Genomic DNA, 17,022 nt, shown 5'->3' on the forward strand with positions numbered 1-17,022 from the left:
GTTCCTATTATTCGCACGTTCGTTCAATAAATTGAATTTTATCCGTTTCCAGCGAAAGCATTAATGGTAGCTGGCATTGCTGTTCATCTCTTAAGCCCCATTTAACTGTAATAACGCTTTGTTCAGGAACACCACTTAAATAAACTTCACCATCATTTGCTACAATTCCACTCGTTGCGAGTTTTTCATTCACGAATACAGAAACCTGAGAACCAAAAGCAATGGGTTTATCGCCATGAAGAAGTTTTAGTAATAACCGAGCACCTCGTTTAGCCTGAAAATCAGCCAAGACAATAGCTCCTTGAGTGGGAACAACCGTTGTTGTACTCAACGTAACATCATTATTTCCTGTCAGGGTGGCTGTATCTACACTGACTTTATTTCGCTCATAACGTGTTACCGTCGGAATAACTGCATAACCAGAAGAATCGGTATACAGCGACTGAGCATTATTAACTTTTAAATTATCAATATTTTCAGCTTTGACTAATACTGCAGAGTCATAAATAGACCTCGCAGCCGTAACGCCTTCCGAATGTAATAATAAAGCACCCGTTGCACCAATATTTACAGAGTGATAACGAGGGTCATAATTATAGCCCGCATTATATTCCCCTGATGAAGCTATATAATTGGCGCTAACAGAATTACTGTACTCTTTACGGCTATGGTTGTACCTTTGGGTAATATCATACTGCAAGTTATTATCATCTAATCGGGTACCATTGAGGCTCATTGAGCTGATAGAGTCACCATTTCGGCTAGTGTTATAGCTATAATTTACCCAGTTATTTTTTTGCCCTAAATCAAATGGAATACTCAAATTCAAAGACAACATTTCATCATTGGTTCTTTCTTGCTCTTGTTTGGTATATGAATACGAAATGCTGTAATTCATCGCCTTATAGTGGGAGCTAAAACTTAAGGTTAAATTCTTATCAGCCCCGCTCTTATCCCAATAATATTGTTGATAACCATTAACCGACAAATAGCCAATATCATTAAGAGATTGCGATACCGATGCTTGGAATTGTTGTTTTTTTCTGCCCATGTCATACCAATTATCGTTTGATGCAGAAAAATCATAATAACCTTCTGTTGAATAACGGTATGATGCTAATGAGAATGAAGTCCCCGTCCCCGGTAAATATTTTGAATATTGAATACGATAGGACTGCCCATCTTCCTTTTTTTTATCAATTAATTCGGTTGAGGCTTGTGTTACATCGGTCGAAATCGCGCCAATATTCCCTAAGTTAATCCCCGTTCCAACGGTATAGGCTTGATAATCTTTTGAAACTAAAAAACCACCGTAAATAGACAAATTATAAGGTAGACCATAAATTGCCGATGCTTGTGCAAAATTAGGCTTCCGACGAGCACTTTCAACGTTATATTTACCAACATCTAAACTGTATTTTAGTGAACCAGCACGTTGCATCATCGGGACTGCAGAAAAAGGTTGTACAAAAGAGCGCGTTGTCCCATTAGACTCTTCGATCGTAACATCCAAATTGCCGCTATAAGAGGTTGGATAAAGATCGTTAATCGCAAATTCCCCAGGCGGAACCGTTGTTTGATAAATTATGCTACCATTTTGCCTAATCGTAACGACTGCATTTGTCTGGGCGATCCCCGTCACAACAGGCGCAAAACCCCGCTGGCTCTGAGGTAACATACTCTCATCGGAGGCTAATTTAATTCCACGATAAGGGTTACTTTCCATAACCCCATTATCAGATGAAGTTTCGCCTAATGTTAGGTGACTTTTTAATGACCGAATATCACGTTCTAAATACGTTTGTAAGTTATTCCAATGCGTTTCTCCCGTAACTCGACTATAAGTGCTATGGTTACGTAAACGCCACGCGTCAAAATTAAGACCACTTCTTAAGCCAACGAAAGTATTGTCATTATCATCTCTATCTTTATACCAATATTTATTATGTCTTAGAGTATAATTAACAAATGCCGCATTAATACCGTCATCCCATTCACTCGGTTCAACATAACCACGGCTATAATTTTCTAAGCCTATTTGTGGAATGCTGATTTCTAAACGATTAAATGAGAAATCATAATGATATTTTGCCCCTACAATCAACGATCCAATATCATCAATTACATCATCATTTGATTTTTCGCTAAAATCTGCCGTTGCGGCGTTTTTTACGCCCCAGTCTAATAGCATTTTTTTTGTAATTTCTGGAACAAGCTTTTTAGTTTGCTTATTAAAACTAAATGAAATACTTTGGTTATCCACTTTTTTATTATTTATATAAACATCAACATAATAAACTCCAGGAAGTTGTCCTCCTGAATGGGAAAGATAATCCAAGCTATTAACATCAGCAACTTGACTTTCTATTCCTGTATTAATTGCATTAATATCAAATACATCATCAGAGTTTGCGCTATTTGTATACAATACAACGCAAACCGCAATGAAGGTCTTTGAATATATTCGGTTATTTTTAAAGCAAGACACTGACATTTTTTATACTCTTACTTAGTTTTTTTCTCAATAATAGCGCCATAATCGTTGATAAATTGGACAACTATTGAATTATCATTATTAGTATTTCGTTTAAGAATATAATCATTTTTATGCGGATAAATTAAGCCAATACCCTTGACACTTTTTCCATCAATTAATATATCTTTAATTGATAAATGATAGGGTGTTTGATTATTAATCATTATCCCATTTTCATTTTTAACAAGCTGAACTTTTTCAAAATCAAATGACTCAATGTCTTTTGACCTCAAAAATAATTTAAACTGAGAATTTATAATTATTTGTAATTCATTTTCGATACTGTCATCTTTAGGGGGGATTGATTTTATATTGAGTAAATACAGTTTCTCTTGGTTAGAGCCCATCGGTTCGCCTATAAACGAAATACGCGCTGAACCATTACTATCTGGCTCTATTCTAAACAAGGGTGGTGTTGCAATAAATGGCGCTTTCCCTTCTCCTTCAAATGGAGAAACCCAGCTCTGTATTAAAAATGGTTTTTCTTTATCACCATTGAAAATAGGAATATCAATTTCACGTTTGTTTTCTTCATAGACAAAACGAGTACCTCCTACACTTATTCCAGATGCATGAGATAAATTAGAGAAAAAGAGTAAAAGAAAAAAGGATGAAATAAATATTCTTTTCATAGTACAGCCATAACGAGGAAGAGAAAGAGAGGGTAACGTGGTTACCCTCAAGCTTTTATTGGTACTGAATGCTATAAACAGCACTGCTGTTTGCTAAACCAGCAGTCGCAGCACCTGTTGCTTTATAACGAGCAACATAATCTAAATCTACAGTAGCGCCTGTAAACGTGACGTCTTTAGAATCTTCATAAAGTTTGATTGGCGTAACCGCATCTTTTTCATATAACGCGATACCTACGTTTGTTGCTGAGCCAGTAATTTGATTGATTGCAAGAATATCGCGATCAGTAATATCACGAGAGCCTCCAAATCTTACCGTTACCTTTGAATTAGCAGGGCAATCAATTAATTTAATTGAAAAGTCTTTTAGACCTGCAACTTCACCTTGTGCCGCTAAACTTTTTGATGATACTTTTCCAAGATCTACATTAAGATTTTTAGAATTACTATCAACTGTACATGCTTGATCCGTTATTTCCCCAGTAAACTCAATTGTGCCCGAAGCAAAAACAGTTGGTGCAGCTGTCACAGCTAAAGTAATCCCTAACATTGTTAGGGATTTTTTTAAAATACTCATAATGGTTCCTATAAAATAGTTTTTTAATTATTAATTGGTACACCCATGAATAATACATGCTCATGTTTTGTGTGCGAAAGAAATATAACATTTACCTTTAGTTAAGTTAACAAATGGTTACATTGAATTTTTTTAATTTATATCGAAATATTTTATGTTTGATTTTTATTATTTTTTTAATGATTTATTTTTTAATTCACTTATTGTCTATGAGGTAATCTTTCAAAATATCACTTACTATTGAATTTTTATTCAAATACATATAGAAATTATAATGAACATTATTATTTGGAGTTTTCAGCTCTTTTAATGAATTATTATTCAATTCTCTATTTATTAAATTTTTTGGCAACCAGGTGTATCCAACTGAATTTTCAGTTAATCTAATTGCGGTTTCAACATTTGCAACGCTTATCGTTTGAATGCTTTTAATCATATCCCTTATGGACGTACTCAAAACAATTTGTGTGGTTTTTTCTAGATTATTCAATACGTTACTTTGATCATAACTTTGTAGCTTATGCCCTGGATTTGTAACGAGTATCCCTTCAACTTTTTCTAAAAAAATGGGATTCAATGATTCAATATTATGATGTGTAATCAGTAGATCATATTCTTTTAATGTAAAAATGTCAGCCTTACTCAAACAAACTCTATTTAAATCAATGTCATAATCTTTCCTGGCTTTAACGAAGCTTCCAAGCTTACCTAACAAGTCATCAGTTTGGTACAGTGAGTCAATAATAATCTTTATTTTATTATTTTCTTTGTTATTCAGTGATTTAGCCTTTGTTTCTAATAAAATGGCTTTATCTGTCACCTCCCTAGATAATTCTAATAATTGCTCGCCTTGTTGAGTTAATACCGCACGACGCTTTTCTAATGAAAATATTTCAATTTCCAAAACTTGCTCTAACTTACTAATAGTATAGCTAATTGATGATTGAGTCCTGTGCAAAACTTCTGCTGCTTGAGCAAAACCACCACAATCAACGACTGCCTGTAACGTTATCCATTGATCTAATGTGGTACGTGTTTTTTCCATAAATTCTCCAAGTGTTATCCTGGACATACTTTTATTATTTAATAAAAAATATAGCAACTTATTTAAGCTTCGTTAATAAGTACATTTACTTAATGTCTATTTTATATGCATATGTTTAAATTTATTTAAGTTAGTCATTTCTACATTATAAAAATTAATATAGTATCAACTATTATCTTAGACCATTAAATAATACCAGATAAAACACAAGTGAGTTAAATGATCCGTGCCAATATGTAAAAATAAAAACGAAAAGATAAATTGCTTTATTTTATATTTAAATAAATTATATGTAACAATAAAAACAAAAATAATTATTAATTAATTTTTAAGTGAAAATTTAACTGTAAAAATAAAAATAAAAATAAAAAAGTCAGTAAATTACAAGTTAAATAAAAATAAAAATATTAATAAATTTACAGGCTTTTTTAAGATGAAATAAATAATACAATTATAAATTGCTATTCAACGCAAAAATGAATTATTACACCACATAATCCGGTGAGGTTGAATTTATACACTGTTATATTAGAAATAAATGAAGTTTAATTTTATTGTTTTTAATGTGGTTTAACCTGTAGCTTAAGACTAATATACTATTGACTTCAATTTTAGCTATTCCTGCTAAATCTTTTCAATGTAGCTTATCCTAAATACGCCAAATGAGAGTAAGATGTTAATATATGAAACCATGTGTAACTTAATGTTACCTTAAGGTAAATTATTTTATTATCATTTGGTTATTAAACCCTCAAAGTAGATTTAAAATTCCAATCTATTTATGACAAGATTACTTAACATTTTGTTGAGATATACAGTGACGGCTAGCGATTCATTAACGACTTAATTTGTTTACCATTGAAATAATACCCACATCTAACAAATATAACTAATAACTATAACAGCTTAAAGTGTTATCAATTCGTCAAATAGGTAAATTTTTTTGCTCTTTTCTTTCAATTATCTACCTTTTAAATTCATTTAATCGGTAATATCCATATAAAAACCAAGCTTAATTGAGATCGGAAAATTCAATTAAATGCTTTAATATCAATTAATTAAGTCATTTAATTAAATAATGACATAAATATTAAATTTTATTATTTTAGATTTTTGTCGAAATAATTAGCACTTTCCATGCCTATTTTTTGAATCTGGTTGCCCTGATGAGCAGGCTGAGATATCACTCTTATTCATTTCAGCGGTTTTTATCGGTTCTTTACATATAAAAAAACACCCTTTCGGCCAGACTGAGCATCTAACTTAAAAGGGTGCAGTTCAATTTTGAGGAGCCTTGAATGATGTACCGTTATAACCAAGAATTAACGATAAAGATCTTTACGCTGATAAGGTTCGGTTTCCCCTTCCTTGCGTGTTTTTAGTAATTTAAGGATCCAAGTATATTGTTCAGGATTTGGCCTAACAAGATACTCCAACTCCTCATTCATACGCCTTGCTATATATTCATCATCTTTATCATCAATATCATCCATAGGTTCACGGATATAAATATGCAGTTGATGCGTTTTATGATCATAAACTGGGAATAAAGGAACGACTTTTGCCTTACAAACTTTCATCAAACGACCTATTGCAGGCAGCGTTGCTTTATATGTGGCAAAAAAATCGACAAACTCACTATGTTCCGCACCATGATCTTGGTCTGGAAGGTAAAATCCCCAGTAACCTTGCCTAACTGATGCAATAAATGGCTTAATTCCTGCTTCTCTCGAATGCAGACGCCCACCGAAATGATAACGTGCTTTATTCCATAAATAGTCTGCGACCGGGTTTTTTTGATGATGAAACATTGCTGCCATTTTTTGTCCCTTGGCAGCAAGCAACATAGCGGGTGCATCAACAGCCCAGCCATGGGGAACCATAAAAATAACATTACTTTGCTGTTGTTTGAGCTTTTCAATAATTTCTTCGTTATGCCATTGAGTTCGATCAAGCGTTCTTTGTGAACCACGAATACAGAGCTCTGCCAGCATCACAAATGATTGAGGTGCTGTTTCAAACATTCTATCAATTAACTGTTCTCTTTCATTTTCAGTGAGCTCTGGAAAACAATAAAGTAAATTTATTTTAGCGCGACGGCGAGCACTCTTAGCTATCCGGCCTACCCATTTACCCATTTTGGCAAGCATTGGGTCGCGAATTTTCACAGGAATATACGCTAATCCAGCAAAAATAGCGGCGCCTGCCCAAACGCCCCAATATTTAGGAAGTAGGTAAGATTTATGAAATGTTGGCACGTAACCTTTTTTGCTATCAGTGTCTTTATCTTTATTCATGCTGTACTCAAGTAAATAGTGGCTATCTTTTATAGCCTATAATAGTAATTTTCGGAAGCATTACAAAGAAAACAGGCAGATACAAGTACCTGCCTATTATATAAAAATAAATATTAAATGATTACAGTTTGAGCTGCGGTTTGGTTTCTTTTACCACCGCTAGGTACTCTTTACGCTCTTTACCTGTTAAGCCACCAGAGCTTGGTAATTTTGCGGTCAGTGGGTTTACCGCTTGTTGATTTACCCACATTTCAAAATGGAGATGTGGCCCTGTAGAACGTCCTGTATTACCTGAAAGTGCAATACGGTCTCCACGTTTCACTTTTTGACCCGGCTTAACGAGTAATTGGCGTAAATGCATGTAACGCGTGGTGTATTGACGCCCATGGCGAATAGCAATAAAGTTTCCAGCTGCGCCGCTATATTTCGAGACAATCACCTCACCATCTCCTACAGCAAGAACAGGTGTGCCTACTGGCATGGCAAAATCAACACCTTTATGCGGTGCAACTCTTCCTGTTACTGGGTTTACTCGGCGTGGATTGAATTGTGAGGAAACTCTAAATTGTTTTGTTGTAGGGGAACGCATGAATCCACGTTCTAGCCCATTACCTTCGCTGTCATAATAACGGCCATCTTCAGCACGGAAGGCATAATAATTTTTACCATTTGTTTGCAAACGAACACCTACCAATTGGCTTTGCTCATTTCGCCCGTTCAGCATTTCACGACTCATTAATACGCTAAACTTATCGCCCTTCTTTAATTTTTTGAAGTCAACTTGCCATTGAAGTGCTTTAATAACTTCTCGGCCTTCATTACGAGTTAACCCTGCTTTATTAGTGCTTTGCGCAAATGAGCCATCTACAGTGCCTTTCATTACACTGTTAGTCCACTCACCAGAGCGAATCTCTTTCACTTCCTCAAACTTGTTTGTTGCCCCGACACGATTAAATACTCGTGTTTCACGGCGAGAAACTTCCCAAGTTAATGACTCTAATTCACCTTGATCTGTTAAGGTCCAATTCAGAGCTTGACCAATTTTCATATTACGTAACGCTTTATGCTGGTTCGATAACGTCGCAACATCGCCCGGTTCGATACCAAATTGCGTTAAAATAGTTGTTAGGTTATCACCACTTGCAACCACATATTCATGAGGCAAAGGTGCAACATCACCTTCGGCCGCATCAGTATCAACAACACCCTCATCCGGTAATTGTTCGCTACTATCTTGAATAATATCGTCAGTAGCATCGGTCGCAGGTAATAATGAAAGAGGAATGATAGTATCAGGGATACCCTCATTTTCGGTGGTTATTGGGATGTGAACTGGCCGCCATATTGCGACGGCCAGAGTCGCTACTGTGAGCGTACTGAGTACAATTTTGTGGGTTCTAGACAGGCTACCATATACCTGAGTTAAGCCCTTAGCCATTTGCTGCACTTAAAAAATTCCTTCTATTCCTAATTCAGGCAGCTCGCGTATTGTTTCGACAGTTGTGTCAAAAACTGCATATAGCTATCTGGTCCAATTGCCAGCCCACTACCTAGTGGGTCGAGAGTACCCATTTTGACTCCCGTATTTCGTGCTACGCTTTCTATAACTGCGGGCCTAAATTGTGGCTCAGCAAAAACGCATTGCGCTTTGTGCTCAACCAGTTGAGTTCGTATTTGATGTAATTTCTGCGCACCAGGCTGAATTTCTGGGTTTATCGTAAAATGCCCCAACGGAGCCAATTGATAATGTTTTTCAAAGTAGCCATAAGCATCGTGAAAAACGAAATAACCCTTGTTTTTGGCTGGCTCTAAAATATTAACAATATTCTTGTCATTTTGCGCCATATTTTCTTTGAATTTACGAAGGTTTACGTCCAGCTTATCTTTTTGATCAGGATAAAGCGCTAGTAACCGTTCATAAATGTCCAGTGCTGCCAAATTTGCAATCTCTGGGGACAGCCAAATATGCATATTATACTCACCATGGTGATGATGTTCGTGATCCTCATCATGGTTAGCGCCATCAGTATCTGAGTGCCCCTCTTCATGCCCCTCAGCATCAGCCATGAGGAGTGTCTTAATATTTGGTTGCTCTGCCAATGCTAGGCGTTTATTCTGCTCTAATGTATTGATAGGCTTCTGTAAAAACATTTCCATCTCAGGGCCAACCCATATAAATAAGTCTGCTTGTTTGATTTTTTTCAAATCAGAGGGTTTTAGCGCATAATCATGAGGCGATGCACCATCTGGCAATAAAACGGTTGTCTCTGTTACGCCATCCGCGATGCCTGCTGCGATAAATGCTAATGGACGAAGCGATGTAACAACATCTGCACTGGCGGTTGAGGCCATAGTTGCAGTTAAAATTGAGGTCGCCACTGCCCCTAAAAGGAATTTACGGGCAATGTGTTTCGATTTATGTATCATAGCAGTCTTTTTTCCGTGATTTTAATGTTGAAATGTTATAATATAACACAACATGAATTCTGCAAGATGTTTTTAACATGCAACCATTACTAAATTTAAATAAAATATCCGTTTCCTTTGGCGCAAAACAAGTTCTCAAAGATGTCACTTTTGAATTAAATAAAGGTGATATCGTGACGTTATTGGGACCAAATGGTGCTGGAAAATCAACGATTGTCCGCGTTGTTTTAGGTTTATTGGAGCCAACATCAGGCACAATTAAAAGAGCTTCCAAGCTGTCTGTTGGCTATGTGCCGCAGAAGCTGCATTTAGATACCACTCTGCCTTTAACCGTTAAACGATTTATGATGTTAAAAATTGGGGTACGCTCAACGCATCTATTGCCTGCACTTGAACGAGTGAAAGCAACCCATCTAATTGACCAGCCAATGCAAAAATTATCAGGTGGTGAAACACAACGTGTTTTACTCGCCCGTGCCCTGCTCAATAAACCTGATTTATTAGTGCTTGATGAACCCGCTCAAGGCGTTGACATCACAGGCCAAGTTGCCCTTTATGACTTAATTAATCAACTTAGAACAGAACTTGGTTGCGCGGTGTTGATGGTTTCACATGATTTACATCTGGTCATGGCAAAAACCGATAAAGTCCTGTGTATCAATGGCCATATTTGTTGCTCTGGTACTCCCGATGCTGTTTCTAATCATCCTGAATTTGTGGCTATGTTTGGCTATCGAGGCGCCCAGCAGTTGGGCGTTTATCGCCACCAGCACAACCATCAACACGATTTAGAAGGTAATGTTATCGCGCCACACCAGCACAGCAAGGACTGCAAACATGATTGAATTATTATTGCCAGGTTGGATAGCGGGTATGTTATTAGCTATCGCCGCCGGGCCTTTAGGATCATTTGTTGTTTGGCGCCGTATGTCCTATTTCGGCGATACCCTTGCTCACGCGTCTTTATTAGGTGTCGCATTTGGTTTGCTATTAAATATCAACCCATTTTATGCGGTTATTGCCGTTACTTTGCTATTAGCTCTTATTTTAGTTTGGCTAGAAAAACGCCCACAACTCGCTGTCGATACCCTACTTGGTATTATGGCTCACAGCTCTTTATCCCTCGGTTTAGTTGTAGTGAGTTTAATGGCCAATGTCCGTGTTGATTTAATGGCATATTTATTCGGTGACCTACTCTCCGTCACTTATGAAGATATTATCACTATATTGATTGGCGTTGTTGTCGTTTGCGGGTTGCTTTTTTATCGTTGGCGAGCACTTTTATCGATCACAGTGAGTTCTGAGCTAGCTTTTGTCGATGGTATTAATATTCAAAGGCTACGTTTATTGCTCATGCTCGTCACTGCGTTAACTATTGGTATCGCAATGAAATTTGTCGGCGCATTAATTATCACATCGCTGCTGATCATACCCGCTGCGACAGCACGTCGTTTTGCAAGAATACCAGAGCAAATGGCTTGTATCGCGGTATTCATTGGTATGTTATCAGTCACTGGTGGCCTTACTTTTTCAGCCTTTTATGATACTCCGGCTGGGCCTTCGGTCGTCCTTGTTTCCGCAGTATTATTTGTATTGAGTTTATTTGCTAAAGCAAAAAATTAATATCAACGTATAAAAACATGTCTGGCTTCAACAAAAAACGCCCTATTCAATCCAATGAAATAGGGCGTTTTTTGTTAATAGTAATTATATTTCTTTTGGTGTTAAACCAAAATGCAAATAAGCGTGTGCAGTGGCCATTCTACCGCGCGGTGTACGTTGAATAAACCCTTGTTGAATCAAATAAGGCTCTAGTACATCTTCAATTGTTTCACGCTCTTCACCGATAGCGGCTGCAAGGTTATCCACCCCAACAGGACCACCCATAAATTTATCGATGATGGCGACTAATAATTTGCGATCCATATAATCAAAGCCAGCTGCATCGACGTTTAACATATCCAGCGCTTTATTCGCCATCGTTTCATCGATAGAACCGTCACCTTTAACCTGTGCAAAATCACGAACTCGACGTAATAAACGGTTAGTGATCCTTGGTGTGCCTCGAGAGCGCATCGCGACTTGTAATGCGCCTTCATCCGTAATATCAAGCCCCATATACTGGGCACTACGCTTAACAATATGTTGCAAATCATCAACTTGATAAAATTCGAGTCGTTGCACAATACCAAACCGGTCTCTTAATGGTGATGTTAATGAACCCGCTCTTGTGGTTGCACCAATTAGAGTGAAAGGTGGCAAATCTATTTTAATCGAGCGAGCAGCAGGCCCTTCACCAATCATAATATCGAGTTGGTAATCTTCCATTGCAGGATAGAGTATTTCCTCAACAACAGGCGATAATCGATGGATTTCATCGATAAACAATACATCGTGGGGCTCTAAGTTTGTTAACATCGCCGCCAAATCGCCCGCTTTTTCTAAAACAGGCCCAGACGTTGTACGTAAATTAACACCCAGTTCATTAGCAACGATACCCGCTAACGTGGTTTTACCCAGCCCTGGAGGACCGAAAATCAACAAATGGTCAAGAGCATCTCCGCGCATTTTCGTCGCTTGAATGAATATTTCCATTTGCTCTTTAACCTGCGGCTGCCCAATATACTCTTTGAGCAGTTTTGGTCTGATCGCACGATCAATCGCTTCTTCTTCGCTATGTAAAATTTCTGCGGAAATCAGGCGATCTGCTTCAATCATCGTTTTATCTCTCAATCAAGATGCTGCAATCAAGGCACTGTATTAAAGTGCGGCACGTAAAGCATCACGAATTAATGTCTCTGAATCACTACCCGGTTTAGCCACTTTACTAACCATGCGGCTAGCTTCTTGTGGCTTATAACCTAGCGCTATCAATGCTGCTGCCGCTTCGGCTTCTATATCCGCTGAGCTCGGGACTCTATTGTTTACATCCGGTAAGTTGATATCGCTGGTTTGATTAAACAGATCACCATTTAAACCTTTAAAGCGGTCTTTCATTTCAACAACTAAGCGTTCAGCTGTCTTTTTGCCAATTCCTGGTAATTTAACTAAAGAGGCAATAGCTTCATTTTCAATTGCAGACACAAATTGTTGTGCCGACATGCCTGATAGAATAGCCAATGCTAATTTTGGACCAACACCGTTGACTTTAATCAGCTCTTTAAACAACGCTCGCTCTTGTTTATCATTGAAGCCATACAGTAATTGCGCGTCTTCCCGCACGACGAAATGAGTGAATACTATCGCTTCTTGACCAATATCAGGTAACTCATAGAAGCAAGTCATTGGCATATGAACTTCATAACCAACACCTTGTAGCTCTAATAACACTATTGGTGGTTGCTTTTCTAATACTATGCCACGTAAACGACCAATCACGCTGATGCCCTCAGTTAAAATCTGACTTAAGGCTATTTTAGCCCACAGTTATCAATAGTGCTGTTTATACCACAAAAATAGCTGGATGCATATCCAGCCATTATCTTAAACGTCCTCGCGTCAATATCAAGCGCGGATCACCGACTCTGAGAAGATTTTGATTGAAATGGCAATGAGTGATGGCAATTGCCAATGCATCAGCCGCATCAGATTGTGGATTAGCGGAAAGCTTTAATAGGGATTTAACCATATGTTGTACTTGGCTTTTCTCTGCGGCGCCAGTCCCAACCACCGTTTGTTTAACTTGACGCGCTGCGTATTCAAATACCGGAATATTTTGATTCGCGGCAGCCACAATTGCTACCCCACGAGCCTGCCCTAATTTAAGTGCAGAATCCGCATTTTTCGCCATAAAAACTTGTTCTATTGACAACACATCCGGTTGGTATTGCGTGATAATTTCCGAGACCCCCGCATAAATACGTTGCAGACGGCTTGGTAAATCATCAACTTGGGTACGAATACAACCACTCCCCATATAAAGTAGCTGCCTACCTTGTTGGCGAATAACACCATAGCCCGTTACCCGAGAGCCTGGGTCAATACCTAAAATAATCGCCATATGAAACCTATTGATGCCTTTTATTATTTATCATGTCATCTTAGCTGTATCTAATTGGTATCACAACATATCGCCAACGATAAACCCTAATCATCACGATTAACTCACCGTAACCAAAGGGATATGAATGAATAAGCGAGAATATTTGCCGTAGTGATATAAAGCAGATGAATAAAAAGGAATATTCGTTGGAAGGCGTTAGAGAAAACAGACTGTCATCAGCCCGCTTTCTCTACGCAGATGCTCTGATTGCTAGCAAGCAGTATGACTATAATAGCTCTGCCACTTCATCAGAAATATCACCATTATGGTAAACTTCTTGAACATCATCAGAATCTTCTAACATGTCGATAAGACGCATTAATTTTGGGGCTGTTTCCGCATCAAGTTCTGCCGTTATTGACGGGATCATCGACACTTCAGCGGCATCGCTGCTAAAACCGGCAGCATCGAGCGCATCTTTAACCGCACCAAATGTTTCAAACGTGGTGTAAACATCAATCGCACCATCGTCATAAGTTTCAACATCTTCTGCGCCCGCTTCAAGCGCTGCGTCCATCAATGCATCTTCATCAACACCCGGCGCATAAGTAATTACGCCACGTTTAGTGAAAAGATAAGATACAGAACCATCAGTACCTAGGTTACCACCGGTTTTAGTAAAAGCATGGCGTACTTCAGATACAGTACGGTTACGGTTGTCGCTTAAGCATTCAACCATTACAGCTGTACCGCCTGGTCCATAACCTTCATAAATGATGGTTTCCATATTATCGTTTTCATCATTACCTACACCACGTGCGATAGCCCGGTTTAAGGTGTCGCGAGTCATGTTGTTTGATAATGCTTTATCGATAGCCGCACGCAAGCGTGGGTTAGTGGCTGGATCGCCACCGCCTAAACGTGCAGCTGTCACTAGCTCACGAATGATTTTAGTAAAAATTTTACCGCGCTTAGCATCTTGTGCCGCTTTACGGTGTTTGGTATTGGCCCATTTACTATGACCTGCCATGAAATATCTCCAAAAACGTCAATAAAATAATTAAACAGCAAATTCTAAAATAGCCTGACTGTTGCTCCATGATTTGGTTAAATCTGCCGCCTCTTTGGGTCGCATCCAACGAAAATCAGAGTGTTCGGTCAGTAATGGCGTTTGTTCTTTACTGAGCACCATTTTAAACCAATGTTCCTTACAATGAGTAACATCCGGTGCATAACGATGCCTGAAATGCGGGAAAATTTCAAAAATGACACTGCGAGACAAATCCTGTAATTGATTTTTTTGTGGGGTAAACCCAGTCTCTTCTTTGATTTCGCGAAAAGCGGTTGCATATGCTTTTTCATGAAGTTCCAGACTTCCGGTAACCGATTGCCAAAAGTCTGGGTCATCTTTGCGCCGCATCATAAGCACCCGACCACTATCTTCAGCCATAATAATGACTAATACCGATTCAGGGCGCTTATAATTTTTCATATTATGAGTGCTTACTCTTCTTTTTCTTTAGCAACAACAGCGATAGCTAGTTCTGCCAATGACGCAGGGTTAGCAAAACTTGGCGCATCAGTCATTAAGCATGCAGCGGCTGTCGTTTTAGGGAAAGCAATAACATCACGAATGTTATCTGTACCCGTCAATAACATCACTAAACGGTCAAGACCAAATGCTAAACCTGCATGTGGCGGTGTACCGTATTTAAGTGCATCAAGAAGGAAACCAAATTTTTCGCGTTGGTCTTCTTCATTAATACCCAATATGCCAAACACCGTTTGTTGCATTTCGCTGCGATGAATACGGACAGAGCCACCACCGACTTCATAACCGTTAATCACCATATCGTAAGCATTGGCTACGGCTTCTTCAGGTTTTTGCTTTAAATCTTCTGGCAAGAAATCTTTTGGCGAGGTGAATGGATGGTGCATCGCAGTTAAGCCGCCTTCCCCATTCTCTTCAAACATTGGGAAATCAATGACCCAAAGTGGCTGCCAGCTATTTAAATTGGTAATTTCAAAATCACGACCAACTTTTAAGCGTAATGCACCCATTGAATCAGTCACTACATTTTTATTACCCGCGCCGAAGAGGATAATGTCACCATCTGCGGCTTCAGTACGGCTAAGCAGTTGCTCGATAATCTCTTCATTTAGGAATTTAGCCACCGGGCTTTGAATGCCTTCAAGGCCTTTTGCTCGCTCGTTGACTTTCATCCACGCTAAGCCTTTAGCGCCATAAATACCAACAAATTGCCCATAATCATCAATTTGCTTACGGGTCATTGCTGCACCGCCAGGCACTTTCAGCGCCGCAACACGGCCTTTAGGGTCATTCGCAGGGCCTGCAAATACGGCAAATTCGACATTTTTAACGATATCTGCAACATCCACTAATTCCATCGGATTACGTAGGTCAGGTTTGTCTGAACCATAACGACGCATTGCTTCTGCAAAGGTCATAATTGGGAAATTGCCTAAATCGACGTCTTTAACATCAATCCAAAGCTGACGGATCATTCGTTCCATCACTTCACGAACTTGTTCCGCGGTCATAAAAGAGGTTTCAACGTCTATCTGGGTAAATTCAGGTTGACGGTCAGCACGTAAATCTTCATCACGGAAGCATTTTACTATTTGATAATAACGGTCAAACCCAGACATCATCAGAAGTTGTTTAAACAACTGAGGCGATTGCGGCAGTGCGTAAAATTTACCTTTATGAACACGGCTTGGCACTAAGTAGTCACGCGCACCTTCGGGAGTCGCTTTGGTTAACATTGGTGTTTCAACGTCGACAAACCCTTCAGTATCCATAAAGTTACGTACAAAGCTGGTAACTCTTGCACGGGTACGTAAACGTTCGGACATTTCAGGGCGACGCAAATCAAGATAGCGATACTTTAAGCGGCGCTCTTCTGTATTAATTTGGTTGCTATCGAGCGGTAGAGGCTCAGATTTATTGAATACGTGGAGATCTTCAGCAAAGATTTCAATTTCCCCCGTCGCCATATCTTTATTTTTCTGGCTATCTGGGCGAGCGCGTACTGTTCCTGTGATTTGGATGCAGAACTCATTACGCAGTTCTGACGCTTTTACAAATATGTCTTTACGCTCAGGATCGAAGAAAACTTGAACGATGCCTTCACGGTCACGCATATCGATAAAAATCAAACCACCCAAATCACGACGGCGGTTTACCCATCCACAAAGAGTGACCATTTGGCCTTCATGAGCAATGTTTAACTGCCCACAATAATTAGTACGCATACAATATCCTTTTACTCAGCTTGTTGTGCATTTGCTTGCTGCGGAAATTTGGCATCTTGCTGAACATTGAGCTGAAAATTCAGAATGTCAAAAAGGCAGACATTATACCGGAAATTCTGTTAGACAAATAGTTACCTATTCAGCATAAAGCCTAAATCATTTTGTTTTTAATCACGTTTTCATTGACTTTATATCAACAGAAATTTTTATACTCGAATTATTTCAAGTTTCAGGTATTGGGCACAGCCAA

The 17,022-nt window shown here is 38.6% G+C and carries 15 protein-coding genes; 2 read left to right on the forward strand and 13 right to left on the reverse strand.

The window, feature by feature from the left end:
- Positions 1-7: 7 nt before the first annotated feature.
- From M998_RS01920 to znuA, 7 genes are all read right to left on the reverse strand, one after another.
- Positions 8-2,494, reverse strand: coding sequence for a fimbria/pilus outer membrane usher protein (locus tag M998_RS01920; protein WP_068907265.1), 2,487 nt, complete (start codon positions 2,492-2,494; stop codon positions 8-10).
- Positions 2,495-2,505: 11 nt separating this feature from the next.
- The gene (locus tag M998_RS01925; RefSeq protein ID WP_068907267.1) at positions 2,506-3,168 is read right to left on the reverse strand and encodes a fimbrial biogenesis chaperone; all 663 of its coding nucleotides are present in this window, start codon (positions 3,166-3,168) and stop codon (positions 2,506-2,508) included.
- A 55-nt stretch (positions 3,169-3,223) separates the two neighbouring features.
- The gene (locus tag M998_RS01930) at positions 3,224-3,745 is read right to left on the reverse strand and encodes a fimbrial protein (protein ID WP_068907269.1); all 522 of its coding nucleotides are present in this window, start codon (positions 3,743-3,745) and stop codon (positions 3,224-3,226) included.
- A 196-nt stretch (positions 3,746-3,941) separates the two neighbouring features.
- Positions 3,942-4,790: a LysR family transcriptional regulator gene (locus tag M998_RS01935; RefSeq protein ID WP_068907271.1), complete on the reverse strand. Its 849-nt coding sequence runs from the start codon at positions 4,788-4,790 to the stop codon at positions 3,942-3,944.
- 1,322 nt (positions 4,791-6,112) lie between these two features.
- Positions 6,113-7,087, reverse strand: coding sequence for a lauroyl-Kdo(2)-lipid IV(A) myristoyltransferase (lpxM, locus tag M998_RS01940; protein WP_068443526.1), 975 nt, complete (start codon positions 7,085-7,087; stop codon positions 6,113-6,115).
- Positions 7,088-7,208: 121 nt separating this feature from the next.
- Positions 7,209-8,534 (reverse strand): murein DD-endopeptidase MepM, encoded by a 1,326-nt coding sequence (mepM, locus tag M998_RS01945; protein ID WP_068443523.1) that lies wholly within the window; start codon positions 8,532-8,534, stop codon positions 7,209-7,211.
- Between the two features lie 20 nt (positions 8,535-8,554).
- Positions 8,555-9,514, reverse strand: a complete 960-nt coding sequence (gene znuA / locus M998_RS01950; RefSeq protein WP_068443520.1) for a zinc ABC transporter substrate-binding protein ZnuA — start codon at positions 9,512-9,514, stop codon at positions 8,555-8,557.
- A gap of 77 nt (positions 9,515-9,591) precedes the next feature.
- Here znuA and znuC point away from each other — a divergent pair, with 77 nt between their 5' ends.
- Positions 9,592-10,359: a zinc ABC transporter ATP-binding protein ZnuC gene (gene znuC / locus M998_RS01955; protein WP_068443518.1), complete on the forward strand. Its 768-nt coding sequence runs from the start codon at positions 9,592-9,594 to the stop codon at positions 10,357-10,359.
- Positions 10,352-11,137 carry a zinc ABC transporter permease subunit ZnuB gene (znuB, locus tag M998_RS01960; RefSeq protein ID WP_068907273.1) on the forward strand — a complete coding sequence of 262 codons (786 nt, stop codon included), beginning with the start codon at positions 10,352-10,354 and terminating at the stop codon, positions 11,135-11,137. The genes znuC and znuB overlap by 8 nt, the downstream gene beginning before the upstream one ends.
- Before the next feature lie 84 nt (positions 11,138-11,221).
- Here znuB and ruvB read toward each other — a convergent pair whose 3' ends face one another.
- The 6 genes from ruvB to aspS all read right to left on the reverse strand — a co-directional run bounded on the left by ruvB (position 11,222) and on the right by aspS (position 16,772).
- The gene (ruvB, locus tag M998_RS01965) at positions 11,222-12,232 is read right to left on the reverse strand and encodes a Holliday junction branch migration DNA helicase RuvB (protein ID WP_068443512.1); all 1,011 of its coding nucleotides are present in this window, start codon (positions 12,230-12,232) and stop codon (positions 11,222-11,224) included.
- A 42-nt stretch (positions 12,233-12,274) separates the two neighbouring features.
- Positions 12,275-12,892: a Holliday junction branch migration protein RuvA gene (gene ruvA / locus M998_RS01970; RefSeq protein ID WP_068443509.1), complete on the reverse strand. Its 618-nt coding sequence runs from the start codon at positions 12,890-12,892 to the stop codon at positions 12,275-12,277.
- Positions 12,893-12,992: 100 nt separating this feature from the next.
- Positions 12,993-13,514 carry a crossover junction endodeoxyribonuclease RuvC gene (ruvC, locus tag M998_RS01975; RefSeq protein ID WP_068443505.1) on the reverse strand — a complete coding sequence of 174 codons (522 nt, stop codon included), beginning with the start codon at positions 13,512-13,514 and terminating at the stop codon, positions 12,993-12,995.
- Positions 13,515-13,782: 268 nt separating this feature from the next.
- Positions 13,783-14,526, reverse strand: a complete 744-nt coding sequence (locus M998_RS01980; RefSeq protein ID WP_068443501.1) for a YebC/PmpR family DNA-binding transcriptional regulator — start codon at positions 14,524-14,526, stop codon at positions 13,783-13,785.
- Between the two features lie 30 nt (positions 14,527-14,556).
- Entirely contained in the window at positions 14,557-14,988 is a 432-nt protein-coding gene (gene nudB, locus M998_RS01985) for a dihydroneopterin triphosphate diphosphatase (RefSeq protein ID WP_068443498.1), read from the reverse strand.
- An 11-nt stretch (positions 14,989-14,999) separates the two neighbouring features.
- The gene (gene aspS / locus M998_RS01990) at positions 15,000-16,772 is read right to left on the reverse strand and encodes an aspartate--tRNA ligase (protein ID WP_068907275.1); all 1,773 of its coding nucleotides are present in this window, start codon (positions 16,770-16,772) and stop codon (positions 15,000-15,002) included.
- Positions 16,773-17,022 lie beyond the last annotated feature (250 nt).

It is taken from the genome of Providencia heimbachae ATCC 35613 (assembly GCF_001655055.1).
GTDB lineage: Bacteria > Pseudomonadota > Gammaproteobacteria > Enterobacterales > Enterobacteriaceae > Providencia > Providencia heimbachae.